At 62.6% G+C, this 15,454-nt stretch carries 16 protein-coding genes; 9 read left to right on the plus strand and 7 right to left on the minus strand.

The window, feature by feature from the left end:
* Positions 1-3: 3 nt before the first annotated feature.
* Genes ACSW29_RS02915 through ACSW29_RS02925 form a run of 3 tightly spaced genes read left to right on the plus strand, consistent with a single transcriptional unit; the run spans position 4 to position 2,452 of the window.
* Positions 4-477, plus strand: coding sequence for a GtrA family protein (locus tag ACSW29_RS02915; RefSeq protein ID WP_302622415.1), 474 nt, complete (start codon positions 4-6; stop codon positions 475-477).
* Between the two features lie 54 nt (positions 478-531).
* Positions 532-1,449: a PIN domain-containing protein gene (locus ACSW29_RS02920; RefSeq protein ID WP_347875758.1), complete on the plus strand. Its 918-nt coding sequence runs from the start codon at positions 532-534 to the stop codon at positions 1,447-1,449.
* A 19-nt stretch (positions 1,450-1,468) separates the two neighbouring features.
* On the plus strand, positions 1,469-2,452 hold the full coding sequence (locus ACSW29_RS02925) for an alpha/beta hydrolase (RefSeq protein WP_347871078.1): 984 nt from the start codon (positions 1,469-1,471) through the stop codon (positions 2,450-2,452).
* A 13-nt stretch (positions 2,453-2,465) separates the two neighbouring features.
* Here the strand turns inward: ACSW29_RS02925 and ACSW29_RS02930 are convergent, their stop codons facing one another.
* The gene (locus tag ACSW29_RS02930) at positions 2,466-3,050 is read right to left on the minus strand and encodes a TetR/AcrR family transcriptional regulator (protein ID WP_347871077.1); all 585 of its coding nucleotides are present in this window, start codon (positions 3,048-3,050) and stop codon (positions 2,466-2,468) included.
* 208 nt (positions 3,051-3,258) lie between these two features.
* Here ACSW29_RS02930 and ACSW29_RS02935 point away from each other — a divergent pair, with 208 nt between their 5' ends.
* From ACSW29_RS02935 to ACSW29_RS02950, 4 genes are read left to right on the plus strand one after another with little or no spacing between them, the layout of a single operon-like run.
* Complete coding sequence (locus tag ACSW29_RS02935; RefSeq protein ID WP_347871076.1) at positions 3,259-4,050, plus strand: cyclase family protein; 792 nt, start codon at positions 3,259-3,261, stop codon at positions 4,048-4,050.
* Between the two features lie 53 nt (positions 4,051-4,103).
* Positions 4,104-5,036, plus strand: coding sequence for a fumarylacetoacetate hydrolase family protein (locus ACSW29_RS02940; protein WP_448276399.1), 933 nt, complete (start codon positions 4,104-4,106; stop codon positions 5,034-5,036).
* On the plus strand, positions 5,033-6,271 hold the full coding sequence (locus ACSW29_RS02945; RefSeq protein ID WP_448276400.1) for a thiolase family protein: 1,239 nt from the start codon (positions 5,033-5,035) through the stop codon (positions 6,269-6,271). The genes ACSW29_RS02940 and ACSW29_RS02945 overlap by 4 nt, the downstream gene beginning before the upstream one ends.
* Complete coding sequence (locus ACSW29_RS02950; protein WP_448276401.1) at positions 6,268-7,830, plus strand: AMP-binding protein; 1,563 nt, start codon at positions 6,268-6,270, stop codon at positions 7,828-7,830. The genes ACSW29_RS02945 and ACSW29_RS02950 overlap by 4 nt, the downstream gene beginning before the upstream one ends.
* On the opposite strand, the gene ACSW29_RS02955 is transcribed toward ACSW29_RS02950, so the two are convergent.
* Genes ACSW29_RS02955 through rfbA form a run of 4 tightly spaced genes read right to left on the minus strand, consistent with a single transcriptional unit; the run spans position 7,819 to position 11,340 of the window.
* Positions 7,819-8,679 (minus strand): ATP-grasp domain-containing protein, encoded by an 861-nt coding sequence (locus ACSW29_RS02955; protein WP_448276403.1) that lies wholly within the window; start codon positions 8,677-8,679, stop codon positions 7,819-7,821. The genes ACSW29_RS02950 and ACSW29_RS02955 overlap by 12 nt on opposite strands.
* 34 nt (positions 8,680-8,713) lie before the next feature.
* Complete coding sequence (locus ACSW29_RS02960; RefSeq protein WP_448276404.1) at positions 8,714-9,805, minus strand: S1C family serine protease; 1,092 nt, start codon at positions 9,803-9,805, stop codon at positions 8,714-8,716.
* Positions 9,806-9,857: 52 nt separating this feature from the next.
* On the minus strand, positions 9,858-10,463 hold the full coding sequence (locus ACSW29_RS02965; RefSeq protein ID WP_448276405.1) for a dTDP-4-dehydrorhamnose 3,5-epimerase family protein: 606 nt from the start codon (positions 10,461-10,463) through the stop codon (positions 9,858-9,860).
* Position 10,464: 1 nt separating this feature from the next.
* Positions 10,465-11,340 (minus strand): glucose-1-phosphate thymidylyltransferase RfbA, encoded by an 876-nt coding sequence (rfbA, locus tag ACSW29_RS02970; RefSeq protein ID WP_230817618.1) that lies wholly within the window; start codon positions 11,338-11,340, stop codon positions 10,465-10,467.
* Between the two features lie 97 nt (positions 11,341-11,437).
* On the opposite strand from rfbA, the gene rfbB reads away from it, so the two are divergent.
* Positions 11,438-12,439 carry a dTDP-glucose 4,6-dehydratase gene (rfbB, locus tag ACSW29_RS02975; RefSeq protein WP_448276406.1) on the plus strand — a complete coding sequence of 334 codons (1,002 nt, stop codon included), beginning with the start codon at positions 11,438-11,440 and terminating at the stop codon, positions 12,437-12,439.
* A gap of 7 nt (positions 12,440-12,446) precedes the next feature.
* On the opposite strand, the gene ACSW29_RS02980 is transcribed toward rfbB, so the two are convergent.
* Together ACSW29_RS02980 and ACSW29_RS02985 are read right to left on the minus strand one after the other, a co-directional pair.
* Positions 12,447-13,466 (minus strand): lysylphosphatidylglycerol synthase transmembrane domain-containing protein, encoded by a 1,020-nt coding sequence (locus ACSW29_RS02980; protein ID WP_058038039.1) that lies wholly within the window; start codon positions 13,464-13,466, stop codon positions 12,447-12,449.
* Between the two features lie 58 nt (positions 13,467-13,524).
* Complete coding sequence (locus ACSW29_RS02985; protein ID WP_230817613.1) at positions 13,525-14,241, minus strand: DapH/DapD/GlmU-related protein; 717 nt, start codon at positions 14,239-14,241, stop codon at positions 13,525-13,527.
* Positions 14,242-14,351: 110 nt separating this feature from the next.
* On the opposite strand from ACSW29_RS02985, the gene ACSW29_RS02990 reads away from it, so the two are divergent.
* Positions 14,352-15,452: a DegT/DnrJ/EryC1/StrS family aminotransferase gene (locus tag ACSW29_RS02990; protein ID WP_230817612.1), complete on the plus strand. Its 1,101-nt coding sequence runs from the start codon at positions 14,352-14,354 to the stop codon at positions 15,450-15,452.
* The last annotated feature ends 2 nt before the right edge of the window (positions 15,453-15,454 follow it).

Raw genomic sequence — 15,454 nt, forward strand, 5'->3', positions numbered from 1 at the left:
GTCGTGCCCGAAACACCTGCAAGTCACCAGCACGAACCCCACGTCCCGCTGCCCGTCGAGATTCCTGTCACGACGGACATCGCCGACGACGCGATGGACCTGAAAACGCAGATCGTCCGGTTCGTCGCGACGGGTGGGCTGTCGGCGGTCGTGGACTACGGGCTGTACGTGCTGCTCTTTGCGTTGGGATTGCCTCGCGTCGCCGCAAAATCGCTGAGCTTCGTCGCGGGCACCACGACGGCGTATCTCATCAATCGTCGGTGGACGTTCAAGGCCGAGCCTTCGCGCGCCCGCTTCATCGCGGTTGTTGCGCTGTATGCGATCACTTTTGCGGTTCAGGTCGGACTCAACGAAGTGATGGTCCATGTCTTCGATGAACATTGGTGGCGGACACCGCTGGCCTTCGTCATCGCGCAGGGCACCGCGACGGTTATCAACTTCATCGTTCAGCGGGCAGTGATCTTCAAGATCAAGTAACGGTTCGGGGTGGATTAGCGCATTCGTCCGGTTTCTCGAGAGAGAATCGAGCCCATGATCATCGTTCTCGATTCTTCGGCCCTGACCAGGGGTGCACGGTTCGACACCGCCATCGCCGACGCTCGCGCACTCGGACACCGCGTCGTCGTGCCGCGATTGGTCGTACTCGAGGTTGCGAGTCGCTACCGCGAGGAATCGGCGGAGATGATCGCGGCCCTGAGCGTCCAGGCGCGCATGTACGACCGACTGGGGCTGCGGCGCGACCTCACGAGGTTCGTCGACGCGGCTCACGACAAGGCCGACGGCTACGTCGACGACGTGATCGAAGACCTCGTGGCGATCGGTGTCGAAGTGGTCGATCCAGTTGACGTTTCGCATCTCGAGGTGGTCGAGAGGGCGATCTCGCTGCGTCGGCCCTATACCGACAAGAAGAAACGTGACGGCTACCCGGCGACGCTGAACTGGCTGACCGTGCTCGATCTCGCCGACCGCAACCCGGAGGTCGACGTCATCTGGGTCAGTTCCGACGCACGGGCATACGGCGACGGCGAAGACGGGGTCTGGCATGCGGATCTCGCACGTGAACTGGCGTCGCGCGGCCTCGAGTATCGGGTCCGCTGGGCGTCGGACATCCCGGTGATCGACGGACCGGTGCAGGTGGAGGAAGTCGCTGTGCCGACCTCCGAGGCCCAGGTTGTTCAGGGTTTTGTGGAGCCGGAAGCGGTGGTTCCAGCAGAGGTTCCCGAACCCGTGGCTCCCGCAGAGGTTCCCGAACCCGCGGCACCGGCAGTAGCTCCCGCACCCAAGCCCGTTCAGCGCGCAGCGCGGACGAGAGTTGCGCCTCAGCGCATCGAACCCGCCCCGAAAGCTCAGTCCGGTGGACTGCGCGGTCTGGGCAAGGTCATCGGCGGGCGGAAACGAAAGGTCACGATCGTCGACGATCTCGACGAAGTCGACCTCTTCGGTGCCTGATCGCTTCTAATCTGGACAGATGTCTCTGTTGCCGACTGTCAGTCGTAGGACCGGAACTCGATACGGCAGGCCGAGTATCGAATCACAGGTCCTCTACAACGCGTGCCGATGGATGCTTCGGCCCGTAGTCGGGATCGCCCCGCTGACGCCTGGCGCCATGCGCCGCGCCGCAGTTCTGGACTCGGCCGCAGGTGTACGCATTCCGTCCGGGATCGATCGGGAGGCGATTCGTTTTCCGGGATTCAACGGTGAACTCGTGCGCACGGCAGGCTCGACGGCTGATCTGCGCGACGGTGTCGTTCTCTACCTGCACGGCGGCGGGTTCATGTGCTGCGGGCTCAACACGCATCGGCCGGTGGTTGCCAGCATCGCCAAGCGAACCGGCCTTCCGGTCCTGCACGTCGCGTATCGGCAGTTGCCGAGCACGAGTATCAGCGGGTCCGTCGACGACTGCCTGGGTGCGTACCGGTGGCTCCTGGAACAGGGATCTTTGCCGGAAAAGGTTGTCTTCGTGGGTGATTCGGCCGGAGGTTTCCTGGTTTTCGCGACGGCGCTTGCTGCTGTGTCCGCCGGACTCGAGGTTCCGGCCGGCCTTGTCGGACTCTCACCGCTCCTCGATCTCGACTGCAGCACCAAATCGGTTCACGCCAACGCTCGACGTGACGTGATCGCCCCGGTGTCGGCCTTGATGGCGATCGGAAAGCTTGGCGGACAGACGAACTCGCCCGTCGACGGCGATCTGGCCGGGATGCCGCCGTCGTTGCTGATCGCCGCCGAATCCGAGGTGCTCAGAGTTGATTCGGAGGTGATGGCGCAGCGGCTCGCCGCCGCGGGGGCGGCATGCTCGCTGCAGATCTGGAACGGCCAGGTTCACGCGTTTCCTGCCGTCTGGCCTGGCTTGCCGGAGAGCCGGGCGGCGCTACGTGACGTTGCCGGGTTCATTCGCACCAGGCTAGATGCTGTCCCGCCCCAGGCTGCGGGCGAAAGTTGTTCGGGAAGTTGAACTTCCGTTCCGGCTATGGACTCTCGTGCGCTCGGGCATAGATCGATTCGAGTTCGGTTACCGCTGAACGTCGATCGACGTTGTCGGGATCGAGGCGATGTTGGAGGTTGATCCCGAGAGTGCCGGCTAGAAGGGTGATGGCAACCAACTCCGGATTGGCGACCGGGGTGTCGATCGAACGCAGGTAGTCCGCGTACAGCGTGCGCATTGCGACGTACTGCTCTGCGTAGGTCTCACGGATGGTGGATCCGGGAATCACGGCTTCGATCAGGATCGTCGAGAAAATTCGCGCTTCGGGGTACGACATCAGCACGAAGTTGGCTTCGATCAGTGCTTCGATTCCAGTTGCCGAGGATGATGCCAACTCTGCGCGCAACTTCTCCATGCCCCACCGGAATGCGTCCTCGACGACGGCTCGTAGAAGCCCGTCTTTCGACCCGAAGTGCCAGGCCACGGACCCTCGGCTGATGCCGGATCTTTCCGCCACGGCTTGTACGGACATGGCGGCCGACCCGCCTTCCGCAGCCAGTTCGGCCGCAGCCTTCACCAGTCGCCGTCTGGTTTCCTCGGAGATCTCCTGCTTGCGTGTCGACGCCATTCGGTGTTCCTGCCTTCTTTCGTTCTCGAGTGCAGCCAATTCCGGTACGCGGTGACGTCGACGTGCCCGTCGGGGCCGAGACCTGCGTACCGGCACTCATGCTACGAGGCCGTCCATCGCACGGTCGTTTCCCTTCGAAAGAACCTCTTGCCTATGTTGATCGTCCGGTTCTATGCTGAGCGTCCAATAACTTAGCGAATGGGCGGACATGGAACTCATCGATTTGACTAGAACTCTCGATCCAGCCGATCGGGAACTACTCCCCGAGGGCCTGCAGGCGTTGGCCTCCGTCGTTGCCCCCTCCGTGACCTACTCGCACCCCACAGGTGCCGGGCGCGACGAGTTCGCGGCAGCAATGCAGTGCGGAGTTCATGATCTTCCGGACGGTGAAGGGTGGGGATCGGAGATGTTGAGTGAGTTCAACAGTCATCTGGGAACCCACGTCGACGCACCGTTGCACTACGGATCGACCTCCGAGGGCAAGCCGGCTCGCACGATCACAGACATCGCGCTGGATGAATTGTTCTGCGAGGCAGTGGTACTCGATCTGCGCGGCCGATGCAAGGCGAACCAGCCGATCTCGCTGGACGCTTTGAAGGCTGCCCTCGCGGACAATGGTGCGCCCGTCCCCCAAGGCGGTGCAGTGTTGCTTCGGACCGGACAAGAGAGCTTCACCTTGGCCGATCCAGGGTTCTTTCAGTATCCAGGGATGAGTCGCGAAGGCACGCTGTTTCTCGCCGAGCAAGGCGCAAAGGTGTTGGGCACCGACGCTGCCGGCTGGGACTTGAGCTTTGCAGTCATGGCGCAGAAGTTTCGTGAGACCGGGGACAACTCGGTTCTCTGGGACGGACACCGGGCCGGACGCGAACGTGAAGTATTCATCGTTCAGCAGCTGGCGAACCTCGCGGCGCTTCCGCCATCGGGATTTCACGTGGCGTTCTTTCCGATCAAGCTTGCGCGTGCCAGCGCTGCCCCGGCTCGTGTGGTCGCGTTCGTCTGAGCCGAATTCCCACCTCACGCACCGAACAATTCAGTGAAAGGTATTGATTCACAGTGAAACTTGCGACCGTCGAATACGAAAAGACCCAGCAAACGGCTCTGGTGACGGGCAGCGGCGAGCAGCTGTTGTTACTCGAGCGAGCTCATCAAAGTGTGACGGGAAGACTGGCTCCCGAACTGGAAACCATGCAAACCATCATCGAAGGTGGTCCGGCGGCACGGGAGATCCTGGATCGGCTCGCAGACGAGTTGCCGGCAAGTGCGATCGTCGACTCGGGTGATGTGCGCTGGATGTCGCCGCTTCCTCAGCCGGTCCAGATCCGAGACTTCGGCTGCTTCATGGATCACTTCCGCAACGCTCGCGCCCGAATTCAAGGGGTCGAGCTCGAGGGCGTCGAGCTGCCGAAGATCCAGTTGGAGCGCCCGCTGTATTACATAGCGAACCGATTGGCTGTGACCGGGCACGAATCTGACGTCGTGTGGCCTGAGTACTCGAGCTTGCGCGACTACGAACTCGAATTCGCCTGTGTACTGGGGCGCGGTGGTACCGACATCTCACGCGCGGACGCACCCGCGCACATTTTCGGCTACACCATCTTCAACGATTTCAGCGCCCGCGATACTCAGCTCGAGGAGATCTCCACCGGACTCGGTCTCAGTAAGAGCAAGGACTTTTCGAACGCAAATGTCCTCGGGCCCTGGATCGTGACCGCCGACGAAGTCGGTGACCCCTATCAGCTCGAGATGACCGCGAGAATCAACGGCGAAGAGGTGAGCCGAGGAACCAGCGCCGATATGGACCATCGTTTCGAGGACGTGATTTCGTTTGCCTCGACCTCCACGCGGTTGTACCCGGGTGAGGTCTTCTGTTCCGGCACTGTGCCGAGTGGATGTGGCTTGGAGCACGGGCGGTTCCTCGAGCCGGGAGACGTAGTCGAACTCGAGGTCACAGGCCTCGGTGTATTGAGGAATCGAGTAGTGGCGTGAGCGGCGAAGTCATGGTTCTCGGTGTCGGCGCGACCCCCTTTGGGCGGCACGCGGATACCTCGGCCTCGGAATTGGCGGGGCGTGCGGCGATCGATGCCGTCGAAGACGCGGGCCTGACCCGCGGTGACGTCGGTGCGGTCTTCTATGCGACAGTCAGCCAGAAGGCGATCGACCGGCAGCACATGATCCCAGGCCAGATTGCCTTGAGGCCATACGGTTTCGGGGGAGTCCCGGTCGTCAATGTCGAAAATGCCTGCGCCGGCGGCGCAACTGCACTCTGGCTGGCGATCGCCCACGTTCGCGCCGGTCTGTCCGAGGTCGCGTTGGCGGTCGGGGTGGACAAGCTGGTGTGCTCGGATCCGGCTCGAAGTCTGGAGGTGTTCGACGGTGCACTCGACGTTGCGCATCGCGACGAGACGCTCGCGGGCCTTGCCTCCCTGTCCGCTTCGCTGCCGGATGCACTCGGATCGCAGGGTGAGCGGTCGGTGTTCATGGAGATCTACGCTTCTCTTGCCCGGGCGCACATGGAGAGATTCGGAACTACCGAGTTCGAGCTCGCGTCCGTAGCAGCCAAAAATCATGCGCATTCCGTGCACAATCCGCGGTCGCACTTTCGCAAACCCTTCAGCGTCGAAGAGGTGCTTGCTGCAAGGCGAGTCGCGTGGCCTCTGACCGTTCCGATGTGCTCGCCCGTCAGTGACGGTGCAGCGGCGGTCATTGTGACCAGTGCGGACTTTGCGCGAAGGCACGATTTCTCTCGGCGGGCGGCGCAGGTACTCGGTTGCAGCTTGGTGTCAGGCACGGATCGGGCCGCAGATGATGTGGAGAGTCACATCGGCCGCCGCGCAGCAATGAGCGCATACGAGGAAGCCGGACTCGGGCCAGGCGATGTGGATGTGGCAGAGGTCCACGACGCCACGGCCTTCGGTGAAGTACAGCAGGTCGAGAATTTGGGGTTCTGCCCGATCGGTGAGGGCGGCGCGTGGTCTGCGTCCGGTGCGAGTTCATTGGGAGGCGTCCGTCCGGTGAATCCGTCAGGTGGGCTCGAATCCCGTGGTCATCCGGTCTCGGCAACGGGACTGGCACAGGTCTTCGAACTTGTCACGCAGTTGCGTGGACAAGCAGGGCGGCGACAAGTTCCGGGTGCTCGAATCGCGGTCGCAGAGAACGGCGGAGGTCTCTACGGCATCGAGGAAGCCGTCGCCGCGGTCACGATCTTGGGAGGACCACGATGAACGCGAACATGATGACGCCGGAAACGATGAACGAGGAACCGACGACGCCAGGCTTGCACGCGCAAGCGGGATATGCGGATCTGATTCTGTCGGCGCTGCGGCGCCGACCAGACCACATCGCGTTTCGATTCACGGATCGGAACGGTGATCGGGCCGAGCTGACGTATCGGCAGACCGCGGAACAGATCGAGCGGATTGCAGGTGTCTTCAGTAGCCTCGCTATGCCGGACGGAGGCGGGGTCGCCCTGCTTGCGGGTCCGTGTCCTGAAGCATTCACGGTCATGGCGGCAGCGTGTCTGGCAGGCGTGCGCTACACGGCACTCCATCCGCTCGCGACCGAAGAGAACGACAGAATGGTGCTGAAAGACAGTGGTACCGATCTCCTGTTGGTTGCCGACGGACAGTTCCAGGCGCGCGCCGAAGCGGCGCAGACTCGAGTGATGTCACTGTCAGCTCTCGAATCGGCATGTGAATTGGCTGCGGCAGGAACAGGTTCGGGATTCGGCGGTCACGGTCGAGCTTTGTATCTCTTCTACACCGGTGGGACTACCGGTGAGCCGAAAGGCGTCATGCTGAGAGACCGATCCTTGGTCGCCAATGCCTGGGCCTGCACCACGTGGGAGTGGCCCTCGAATACCAACATGCTGCTTACTACGCCGATGTCTCATGCTGCCGGTCTGCTCGTCGCGCCTGGGCTGATGCGAGGTGCAAGCTTCGAGCTGCACAGGTCGTTCGACCCGGACAGGGTTGTCGACGCAATTGAAAATGACAGAGTCACAGCTACATTCGTGGTTCCTACGATGCTCTACGCCTTGCTCGATCATCCACGCCTGTCAGATGCGAATCTGTCCGGGCTGAACTGGATGCTTTACGGTGCTGCACCCATCGACCCCACCAGGCTCGCGCAGGCAGGGGCGGTGTTCGGGCCGATCCTGAGTCAGCACTACGGTCAAGCCGAAGCACCGAATGCGTTGACGGTACTCGATATACGTGAGCACGGGGACGATCCCGTAGTTCTGGGGAGTTGTGGGCGCGCGATGCCAGGTGTCGAAGTGGTGTTGCTTGACGAGCAGGGAAACGAGACGGCGACGGGGGTACCCGGGGAGCTTTGTGTGCGAGGTCCGCTCGTGATGGACGGCTATTGGAACAAACCCGAACAAACCGCTGCAGCGCTCGCGAATGGGTGGTTGCACACCGGCGACGTTGCTCGGACCGACGAAAGTGGGCTCATCTCGATCGTCGACCGCATCAAGGACACGATCATCAGTGGTGGATTCAACGTCTATCCGCGCGAAGTCGAGGACTCACTCGGACATCATCCCGCGGTGGCCGCATGTGCAGTATTCGGTGTCCCCGACCCTCAATGGGGAGAAGCGGTTACCGCCGCAGTCGTGCTGAAGACGGGATGGTCGGTCACACCCGAGCAGCTCATCGCACACGTGAGATCGCACAAGGGCCCGATCTGGGCGCCCAAGGAGATTTCGATTCTGGAAGCGCTGCCGCTCACTGCTTTGGGGAAGATCGACAAGAAGGCACTCCGAGGCGCGTCACAGACCTAGTGACGCGACAACTGCCCGTGCGAGGGCGTCGGCAGATCCAGGGGCGAATGGCAGAAAGAGTTCGGGCTCGATCAGTTCCACTTCCATGAGCAGTGGCTGATCCACCGGTCCCACGACGTCTACACGCGCATAAAGCAATTCGCCGGGGCCGCACGGAGCTGCGGCCAGTGCCGCATCCGCCACCGCGAGTTCGGCGGCGGACGGTTCGTGGAGGTGGTTGGTTCCGCCGTGGTATTCCTGCACACGGAAGTCGTTGGCGGCCGGGATCTTCCGTACAGCGTGCGAGTAGCGTCCGCCGATGTGGATGATCGAGCGCTCGCCGTCGACGACGTCCGTGATGAATGGCTGGACCAATGCGTCGTTGCCACTCTCGAGGATGGAGCTGAGGTGAGCGTGGGCCTGCGCAGACCCGGAGGCAAATTTTCCGACTCCGACAGCGCCCGCGGACACCGCAGGCTTGACGATGACGTCGGCACTCTCGAACGAAGGGAGGGTGAGTGTTTCGCTCTTTCCGGCGGTGAGCACAGCGGTGGGGACGATGGGTACCCCTGCTACTGCAAGTTCGGTCAGGTATCCCTTGTGGGCGTTCCACTTGACGATCGCGAGGGGATTGGCGATCGGAACGGTCAGCTGATCGAGAACGGTGAGAAACTCCTCGAGACGCTGCGTGTAGTCCCATGTAGACCGGATCAGAACCAGGTCGGCGTCGATGTCGCGGAGGGACGGACTCGACCACGGCGCCATTGTCGACGCAATGCCGTAGGTGGTGAGAGCTTCCATGACGAGTTTGCTTTCGACATCCGCCTCGCGGGCGGCGCCGTCACAGGTGAGGAGAAGAACCGTGGTCATGCGACGATGCTTTCACGGCTAGAGCTTTTCGAGGCTAGCGAGGTGGTCCCTCGTCGAGAACCAAGGACCCGGCCCCGGGCTGCCCCGTCGCGTCTACCCACGTCAGCGCGACGGTGTCGCCGGGGCGGCGTGAGCTCATCGCCGCATTGAGGTCCGCGGACGACGCGATCCGGCTGCCCCCGAACTCCGTGATGACCGCGCCTTTGGTGAGCCCCACCCGTTCGGCCGGCGAATCGAAGCTCACGGCAACAACTTCGGCGCCGGGCGGCATTTCTGCGTGGTCCTTCACCGCGACGCCGAGTACGGGCGTCGGTCCCACGCGCACGGCCTCGGAGGAGCGGCCACCGAGCACCTGCTCGACGATCGGTAGTGCCGTGTCGATCGGTATCGCGTAGGACTGAGGGGCCGGTGAGGTTTCGGTGCGTTCGGTGACGGCGTTGCCCGCGCTGCTGACGCCGATCAGCTCTCCAACGGCGTTGACCAGGGGGCCACCGGAATCGCCAGGCCGGATGTCCGCGTCCACCTCGATGAGGCCCTTCAACTGGTTTCGCGATCCGTCGGACACGTTACGGGTGTTGACGGTGACACCGAGGTTGGTGATGACGCCGGGAGCCGGGACGGGTACTCCGCCGCCTTCGGCATTTCCGATTGCGGTGACGGCATCCCCACGAGCGGCTTCCACGGACTTGCCGACCACTGCCACCGGCAGATCGGTGGCGCCCGCGAGGCGCAGGACGGCAAGGTCGCTGACACTGTCGTAACCGAGGATCTCGGCGTCGTAGATCAGTCCGTTGGACATGCTGACGGCAGTGACGTCCGAGGCTCCGCTGATGACGTGGTGATTCGTGAGCACCACCCCGTCAGGGGAGAGCACGATCCCGGTTCCTGCGGTGGTGGTGAATCCGGCCGGCGCGGTGATGGTGACGATGGTGGGGACCACCCGGGCCGCGAGCTCCTCCGGGGAGAGCGGAACAACCGGCGCGGGTGGGGTGGTCGTGATGACCGTGACCGGTGCGGACTCGATCGTGCCTGGAGTCAGAGGCGGTGCGACCAGTGCGAGGGCGCCGAGTCCGGCTGCGAGAACGACGGCCGTCCACAGGCCGCGTCTGCTCGCACGTTTGGTCATCCAGCCGTCCGTCCCGCCGGTCGTCATCCCATCGAGTCGTGAAAGGTGAAGATTACCGATTCGGCGAATCTTCGGCCACAAAACCGGGCAACAGGCCGTCTGCGCGGAGCGTCGACAGGGACGGTGCGGCGGCGTCCTTTGCGGAGAGCTCGTAGGTCAGGGGGTTGCCGTTACGGTCTGTCTTCGGCCATTCGATCGCGAGTTCCGGATCGAAGGGATCGAGGTCGCGGTCCAGGTGGGGGGAGTATTCGATGCTGCACAGGTACATCACTGTCGATCCGTCTTCGAGTGAAAGGATCGCGTGGCCGAGGCCTTCCGCCAGGAACACCGCTCGTCGATCGACGTCGTCGATCACCACCGCATCCCACTCGCCGAAGGTCGGTGATCCGACGCGCAGGTCTACGACAACGTCGAGGAAGGCACCTTTCACGCAGGTGATGTATTTCGCCTGTCCGGGCGGATTGTCGGTGAAGTGGATCCCACGGAGGCTACCGGCTTCGGAAACCGAGCAGTTGGCCTGCGCGAGATCGAGAGTGCGGCCGGTCGCGGCGGTGAAGGCGGAGCTTTTGAACCATTCGAGAAAGACACCACGGTTGTCGCCGAACTGCTTCGGCGTAATTTCCCAAGCTCCGGCGATCTTCAGTGGACGAATTTCCACGTCACCATTCCTTGCCGTGCTCGAGCAGCTCGAGTAGGTAGTTGCCGTACCCGGATTTGCCCAATGTTTCTGCCTGAGTGCGTAATTGGTCGGAGGTGATGAATCCTTGACGCCACGCGACCTCTTCAGGTGAACCGATCTTGAGACCCTGGCGGTGTTCGATGGTCCTCACGTAGTTTGCAGCCTCGAGCAAGGAATCGGGTGTGCCGGTGTCGAGCCACGCGGTTCCGCGGGGGAGGACGTCGACAGAGAGTTTGCCTGCTTCGAGATAGCGCTGGTTGATATCGCTGATTTCGTATTCGCCACGCGCAGAGGGCTTCAGCGTGCGTGCGATGTCCACGACGTCGCTGTCGTAGAAGTAGAGGCCGGGGACTGCGTAATTGGATTTCGGTGACGTCGGTTTTTCCTCGATGGACACCGCGCGACCCGAGTCGTCGAATTCGACGACGCCGTAGGCGGTCGGATTCGAGACCCAGTAAGCGAATACGGCTCCGCCGTCGATGTCGGAGAAACGCCTGAGTTGGGTTCCGAGGCCGGGGCCGTAGAAGATGTTGTCGCCGAGGACGAGCGCCACGGAGTCGGATCCGATGTGCTCTGCGCCGAGGGTGAATGCCGTTGCGAGGCCGTTCGGTTCGTGTTGCACCGCATACGTGAGGTTGACGCCGAATTGTGAGCCGTCGCCGAGAACCCGGCGGAACTGTTCGGCGTCGTGTGGGGTCGTGATGATCAAGATGTCGCGAATGTCGGCGAGCATGAGAGTGGAGAGCGGGTAGTAGATCATCGGCTTGTCGTAGACAGGCAAGAGTTGCTTGCTCACTCCGAGGGTGATCGGGTGCAACCGCGACCCGGTGCCACCGGCCAGAATGATTCCGCGCATGCGTGCAGTGTCCTGCACTCCTGCCTGCCGACGCAAACGGACATGACACGCCCGGCCGCTAAAGTGGGGGTTCGTCCGATGAGCCTGAGGAGATGAAGTGCGACTACTGGTCACCGGGGGTGCCGGCTTCATCGGTGCCAATTTCGTTCATCAGACGGTGTCGACTCGTCCCGACGTGGAAGTCACGGTTCTCGACGCTCTGACCTACGCCGGAAATCGCCAGTCCCTGGCGTCGGTCGAGGACCGGATCACGTTCGTTCACGGCGACGTGGCCGACGAGCCACTGGTCGACGATCTTGTCTCGCGCTCCGACGCAGTTGTGCACTTTGCTGCCGAAAGCCACAACGACAATTCCCTCGCCGACCCCGAACCGTTTCTGCGCACCAACGTCATGGGTACGTTCTCGCTCCTGCAGGCAGTGCGTTCACACGGGGTCCGCTATCACCACATTTCCACCGACGAGGTGTACGGAGACCTCGAACTGGATGATCCGACGAAGTTCACGGAGACGACACCGTACAACCCGTCGAGTCCCTACTCGGCGTCCAAAGCGTCGAGTGATCTGTTCGTGCGCGCCTGGGTGCGCTCGTTCGGGATCGCGGCAACCATCTCGAACTGCTCCAACAATTACGGCCCGTACCAGCATGTGGAGAAGTTCATTCCACGCCAGATCACCAATCTGATCGACGGGGTACGTCCTCGGTTGTACGGGGAAGGTCGCAACGTCCGCGATTGGATTCACGTCGAGGACCACAACCGCGCCGTCTGGGACATCCTTGACCGCGGAAAGTCCGGTGAGACGTATCTGATCGGCGCTGACGGTGAAACCGACAACCGAACGGTGATTGCGACTCTGCTCGAAATTTTCGGACGCAAGCCGGACGATTTCGACTTCGTCACCGACCGCCCTGGTCACGATTTGCGGTATGCGATCGATTCGACGCGACTGCAGCAGGAACTTGGGTGGAAGCCGCAGTACCGAGATTTCCGAAGCGGACTGGAAGCCACCATCGAGTGGTATCGCGACAACGAACAGTGGTGGCGTCCGCAGAAGGCCGGCGTCGAGACGCAGTATTCCGCGTCCGAGAAAGTGGTCTGACCGAACGTCAGGCTTTGGTGGGGTCCGGCACTCGGGAACGTTCGTGCACGAGTGCATTGCGCAGGCCTCGTGATCCCGACAGTGCAGCCACGACGCCGGCAAAGACTTCACAGAGGGTGAACAGCAGCCTCGACGCCAGTGCGAGGCCTAGCGCGACGCCGGCATCCATGAACGGTGAAAGCGCGGCGACGATGACGGCTTCGCGGACACCGATTCCGGACGGGACGACGAACACGAGGACGCCCGCGCACATACCGAGGGCGAGAGCGCCGATGCATTGGACGAGCCCACGGATTTCGAAGCCGGCCGAACTGGACGCGAGTAGCCACAACTGGATGCCGTAGAGCACCCAGCTTGCTGCGCACCAGCCCAATGCGAGCGCAATCTTGTGCATCGTGAGCGGCTTGTGCAGCGGCGTGCGGCGGAGCAGTTTCAGCGCGAGGTTCACCAGGCGAGTGAGCACCGGAGGGTAGGCGCAGACCAATGCGATCGGTACCAGGATGATCACGCCGACCGCTGCCGCTGTGCTGACCTCGAACAGGGCAGGTAGACCGAAGAGGCCGACGACCAGCGCCGAAGTTGTGCTCAATCCCACCGTGACCAGCACTGCGACAAAGCCTGCGGCTCGGGACACACCGGCGCGCCTCACGAGTTCCGTTTGCAGAACGAAGGCCCAGACACTGCCGGGAAGGTACTTGCCGAGTTGGCCGACCAGATAAGCGCGAGCGGCGTCGAAGGCCGGGATCGGTTGTTCGAGGGCGCCGAGTGCGTGTTGCCAGGCCCGCACTGCGGCACCCATACCGAGGAAGATGAACACCGACGAGGCGGCAAGCGTCCACCAGTTCAGCTCGGTGATCGTGTTCTTGACCTCGGACCACTGGGACTTCACCGCGAAGATGATCGCGACGACGATCGCGAGGGTGACGAGGACCTTGAATCCGTTGACGAGAAGGCCGCGTAGAGCGTTCGGCTCTGCTGCCGGTTCGACGTCTTCGACCGGTTGTTCAGATTCGGGAGAGGTACTCACGCGCCTGCATCCCGCCCGTTCGTCATTTCGCAGACGATACCAACCAGGATTTGTCTCGCTAAACCACGAGCGGTTTGTCGGCGCGTTCCCGCCACCAGGTGAAGGCTTCCGAGAGCGAGTCCGGAATGGCCGGTGACGTGCCGAAGCTGCCGGCGGTGTAGAGATCTTCGATCGCGGAAATATCCGCGTCCGCGATACCTGATCGGCTCATTCCGATTCGGTTGACACCGTGCAACGACACCGGATTGCCGAATGCCTTGGCGAAGGGCGGGACGTCCTTGACCACGACGGTTCCCATCCCGATCATGGATCCGGAGCCGATGACGCGTCGTTGGTGCGCGACAGTGTGCATGCCCAGGTTGACGCCGTCTCCGACGCTGACGTGCCCGGCAAGTGTCGTACCGGAGGACACGACGCAGCGGTCACCGATCTGCACGTCGTGCTCGATTCCCACTCTGTTCATCACGAAGCAGTCTTCGCCGATTTCTGTGCGGCGTTCGCTTCCCTGATGGACTGTGCTCAATTCGCGAATCGTCGTTCGAGCACCGATTCGAATTCCCAGACCGGCGCTGACGGACCAGGACGTCGGATGTAGCGCGCCGAGGATCTCGGGGGGAGCTCCCAAGACCGCTCCCGAGCCGATCCAGCAGTCGTCGCCGATCTCGAGTGGGCCGGTGAGTACCGCGTTCGGTCCGATCGTGACTCCCGCCCCGATCAGTACGTCGGCGCCGATCACGGCGGTCGGATGGATGTGGCAGTCGGCTCGTTCAGACATGCAGGTTCCGGAATCCTCTCGAAGTATCGAATCGTGTTTCGATACGCTTCCTGGGTTGTCGGGGTATTTCGTTCCGACGACGGTCGGATGAATCTATCGGAGGTAACTCAGTGATCGCGATATCCAGTATCTCGTTCGGGGAAGAAGTCGAGCGCGAGGTGCTGGACACTCTGCGATCGGGGATCGTCGCGCAGGGGCCGAAGGTGAAGCGGCTCGAGGACGAGTTCGCGGCGCTGGTCGGGACGCGACAGGCAGTGGCGGTGAACAACGGCACGACCGCATTGATCGCGGCGCTTCAGGTCCAGGATCTTCAGCCGGGTGACGAGGTTCTGACCACGCCGTTCACGTTCGTGGCCACGCTCAATGCAATTCTCGAGGCAGGCGCGACCGCGAGGTTTGCCGATATCTCCGAGTCCGACTTCAATATCGACCCCGCTGTCGCTGCCGAGCGAATCGGTGAGCGCACGAAGGTTCTGATGCCTGTTCATCTGTACGGCCAGTCGGCGGACATGGGTGCCTTGATGCCGCTGGCATCGAAGAACGGTCTGACTGTCGTCGAGGACGCTGCTCAGGCCCATGGAGCGACGTTCGACGGGCGAGGCGCCGGCAGTTTCGGTGTGGGTTGCTTCTCGTTCTATGCAACGAAGAACCTCACGACCGCCGAGGGCGGAATGATCACGACCGACGACGACGCGATCGCCGATCGTCTTCGGGTCCTGCGCAACCAGGGGATGCGGGCGCGCTACCAGTACGAGATGGTCGGCCAGAACTACCGGATGACCGACCTTCAGGCGAGCTTGGCGCTGCCCCAGATGGCGACGTACATGCAGCAGGTCGAGGCGCGCCGCCGGAATGCGGAGGCCTTGCGTGTCGGCCTGAAGGACGTCGAAGGACTGATCTTGCCGAGCGAACTGTCCGGTCGTGGACATGTCTGGCATCAGTTCACCTTGCTGCTGGCCGAGGACGCGCCGATCACTCGCGACCAGTTGAGTGAGCGTCTGGCCGCGAAGGATATCGGTAGCGGCATCTACTACCCGAAGGCCGTCTACGACTACGAGTGCTACCGCGAACATCCGCGGGTCGTCATCGACGAGACGCCGGTGGCCACTTCGGTGGCGTCGCGGTGCCTGAGCATCCCTGTCCACGCTGCGTTGTCCGCCGGCGACGTCGATCAGATCGTTGCCGCGGTACGCGGCGCCATGGAGGCCTGAAA

This window comes from Rhodococcus sp. GB-02 (assembly GCF_053470465.1).